This is a genomic window from Actinotalea ferrariae CF5-4 (assembly GCF_000603945.1).
Taxonomy (GTDB): Bacteria; Actinomycetota; Actinomycetes; order Actinomycetales; family Cellulomonadaceae; genus Actinotalea; species Actinotalea ferrariae.
The window spans coordinates 1-2851 of record NZ_AXCW01000371.1 but is presented as its reverse complement, the minus strand read 5'-3'; the positions used below and the strand labels follow the sequence as shown (position 1 = coordinate 2851).

The 2851-nt window shown below is 75.0% G+C and carries 5 protein-coding genes; 4 read left to right on the top strand and 1 reads right to left on the bottom strand.

The window, feature by feature from the left end; all coding sequences use genetic code 11:
* On the bottom strand, positions 1 to 424 hold a 424-nt coding region (locus N866_RS17885), incomplete at its 3' end, for a hypothetical protein (RefSeq protein WP_034229185.1).
* A 108-nt stretch (positions 425 to 532) separates the two neighbouring features.
* On the opposite strand from N866_RS17885, the gene N866_RS17880 reads away from it, so the two are divergent.
* From N866_RS17880 to N866_RS17865, 4 genes are all read left to right on the top strand, one after another.
* On the top strand, positions 533 to 1051 hold the full coding sequence (locus N866_RS17880) for a ribosome maturation factor RimP (RefSeq protein ID WP_034229184.1): 519 nt from the start codon (positions 533 to 535) through the stop codon (positions 1049 to 1051).
* Complete coding sequence (gene nusA, locus N866_RS17875) at positions 1051 to 2112, top strand: transcription termination factor NusA (RefSeq protein WP_034229183.1); 1062 nt, start codon at positions 1051 to 1053, stop codon at positions 2110 to 2112. Before N866_RS17880 ends, nusA begins: the two co-directional genes overlap by 1 nt.
* A gap of 161 nt (positions 2113 to 2273) precedes the next feature.
* Positions 2274 to 2477, top strand: coding sequence for a YlxR family protein (locus N866_RS22515; protein ID WP_245612657.1), 204 nt, complete (start codon positions 2274 to 2276; stop codon positions 2475 to 2477).
* A 128-nt stretch (positions 2478 to 2605) separates the two neighbouring features.
* Positions 2606 to 2851, top strand: a 246-nt coding sequence (locus tag N866_RS17865) for a translation initiation factor IF-2 N-terminal domain-containing protein (protein WP_034229181.1), incomplete at its 3' end; no start/stop codon positions are given.

Sequence of the window (2851 nt, the reverse complement as noted above, 5' to 3'; positions counted from 1 at the left end):
GCCCCGCGCCGGCGTCGGCGCCACCCTGCGCCCCCGCGTCGCCCTCCGGCGGCGCGGGGGTGTCGCCCTCGGCGTCGGGTCCCCGGGTCGTGTCCTCGCCCGTCGGGCCCGGAGCCGTCGGGTCGGGGTCGGGGCCGGTGCCCGGGTCGTAGACGCCCCCGAGGGCGTCCACGTGGGCGGTCGCGGCGTCCTCGACCTGGTCCACGAGGACCTGGACGGCGGCGTCCGGGTGGTCGACGGCGGCCGCCAGCGCGCCCAGGGTCAGCGCGTCGTCCACGGTGCGCTGGCGGACGGTCTCCGCGGCGTCGGGCACAGGAGGCTGCGGCGGGGGCGTCTCGAGGCGCAGGCCGCACCCCCCGAGCACGGCGGCGAGGGTCGCCGTGACCAGGGTCACGGTGACGGTGCGGGCGGGGCGGCGAGGCATCGGCGTGATCCTGCCACGACCACCCCCGCGGGAGTCGTTAGGCTGGTGCGGACAAGTCCAGAGGGTCGTATCCGTCGGAGGGCCCGCCCTGACGAACGGGAGGCGAGCATGGTCACGTCCGGAAGCGGCCCTGCGCAGCAGGTGCGCGCGGTGGTGGAGCCGGTGGTGCTGGCCGCCGGCCTGCACCTGGAGGACGTGGCGGTGAGCCGCGCGGGTCGGCGCTCGGTCGTCCGCGTCACGCTGGACCTGACCGACGACGCCGTCGGCAGCCTCGACTCCGACACGCTGGCCGAGGTCTCGCGCGACGTCTCCGCGGCGCTCGACGCCCGCGACCCCGTGCACGGCGAGTACGTCCTCGAGGTCTCCACGCCCGGGACGTCCCGTCCGCTGACCGAGCCGCGGCACTTCCGCCGCGCGCGGACGCGCCTCGTCCGGCTGGCGCTGCGCGACGGCCGCACGCTCGAGGGGCGCCTCCTGGCCGTCGCCGAGGACGACGTGCTCGAGCTCGACACAGGGACCGGGGCCGTGCACGTCCCGGTCGCGGACGTGGCCCGCGGCACGATCGAGCTGGACTTCCGCGGCATCGAGGCGGACGACGACCTGGGCACCGAGGCGGAGGAGGGCTGATGGACATCGACATGCAGGCGTTGCGCCTGGTCGAGCACGAGCGGGAGATCAGCCTGGACACGCTCGTGTCGGCGATCGAGCAGGCGCTCCTGTCGGCCTACCACCGCACGAGCGGGGCCCACGAGCACGCGCGCGTGGAGGTCGACCGCCGCACCGGGCACGTGACGGTGTGGGCGCGCGAGAAGGTCGAGCGCCCCGCCGAGCCCGACCCCGAGCCCGCCGAGGGCGACGCGGAGGGCGCCGCGGCGCCGCCCGCGCGTCCGTCGTTCGACCTGGGCCCGGAGTTCGAGGACACGCCCGAGGGCTTCGGGCGCGTGGCGACGGCCACGGCGCGCCAGGTCATCGTCCAGCGCCTGCGGGACGCCGAGGACGAGCAGGTCCTGGGCAGCTTCCGGGGCATGGAGGGCGAGGTCCTCGCCGGCGTCATCCAGCAGGGTCGCGACCCCCGGATGGTCTTCGTCGCGGTGCGCGGGACGGAGGCCGTCCTGCCGCCGCACGAGCAGGTCCCGACAGAGCGGTACGTCCACGGGGAGCGGCTGCGGGGCTACGTCCTCGACGTGTCGCGGGGTCCGAAGGGCCCCTCGATCACCCTCTCCCGCACCCACCCCGGCCTGGTCCGCAAGCTCTTCGAGCTGGAGGTCCCGGAGGTCGCCGACGGCTCGGTCGAGATCACCGCCCTGGCGCGGGAGGCGGGCCACCGCACGAAGATGGCGGTCCGCAGCACGGTCGCCGGGCTCAACGCCAAGGGTGCCTGCATCGGCCCGATGGGTGCCCGCGTGCGTGCCGTCATGGCCGAGCTGCACGGCGAGAAGATCGACATCGTCGACCACAGCGACGACCCGGCCGAGATGGTCGCGCACGCGCTGTCGCCGGCCCGGGTGAGCTCGGTCACCGTCGTCGACCCCGTGGCCCGTGCCGCGCGCGTCGTCGTGCCGGACTACCAGCTGTCGCTGGCGATCGGCAAGGAGGGGCAGAACGCGCGCCTCGCGGCGAAGCTCACCGGCTGGAAGATCGACATCCGGTCCGACACGGCGGACGAGGCTCCCGGTCCCGTCTCGTGACGCGGCACGCTAGACTGCCTGGTGCTGGACCGCGGGTCCGGCTCCCCGACCACAGCACAGGTGGCGCCGAGCGCGTCACGGGTCCCCTCGCGGGTCCGGTGCGGACGTGCGTCGGGTGCCGGAGGCGCGACCAGCAGACCGTCCTGCTGCGGGTGGTGCACGTGGAGGCCGACGAGGGAGACCTCGCCGTCGTCGACGTGCGCCGTTCCCTTCCCGGGCGGGGTGCCTGGGTGCACCCCGACCTGCAGTGCCTCGAGCTCGCCGAACGGCGACGAGCGTTCCCGCGTGCCCTGCGCACCGGTCCGCTCGACACGTCGTCCGTCCGGCGGCACCTCGAGGACCGGTCCGGCCGACCGACGGCCTGACCGGGTTCACCGTTCATCGACAAGGAAGCGGGCTGGAAGCCGATGGGCCCCCGATGAGTACCTACCGATGAGTCCCCAGAACTGACGACGGTCCGCTCCTGTCCGGGCGGGCCGAGGACAGGAGAGTTGTGGCAAAGGTCCGCGTCTACGAGCTCGCGAAGGAGCTCGGAGTCGAGAGCAAGGCCCTCATGGCCAAGCTCAACGAGATGGGTGAGTTCGTCCGTTCGGCGTCCTCCACCATCGAGCCGCCCGTCGTGCGTCGCCTCCGCGACGCCTATCCCGCCGGTGGCGGTGGTGCCGCGCAGACGTCCGCGAAGCCCGCCCCCAAGCCGGCCCAGAAGCCTGCCGCCCCCGCCGCGCCGGCCGCCCCGGTG

Excerpts from the sequence above, each read along its gene's own strand:
- N866_RS17880 (WP_034229184.1), top strand. The coding sequence starts at position 533 with ATGGTCACGTCCGGAAGCGGCCCTGCGCAGCAGGTGCGCGCGGTGGTG.
- nusA (WP_034229183.1), top strand. The coding sequence starts at position 1,051 with ATGGACATCGACATGCAGGCGTTGCGCCTGGTCGAGCACGAGCGGGAG.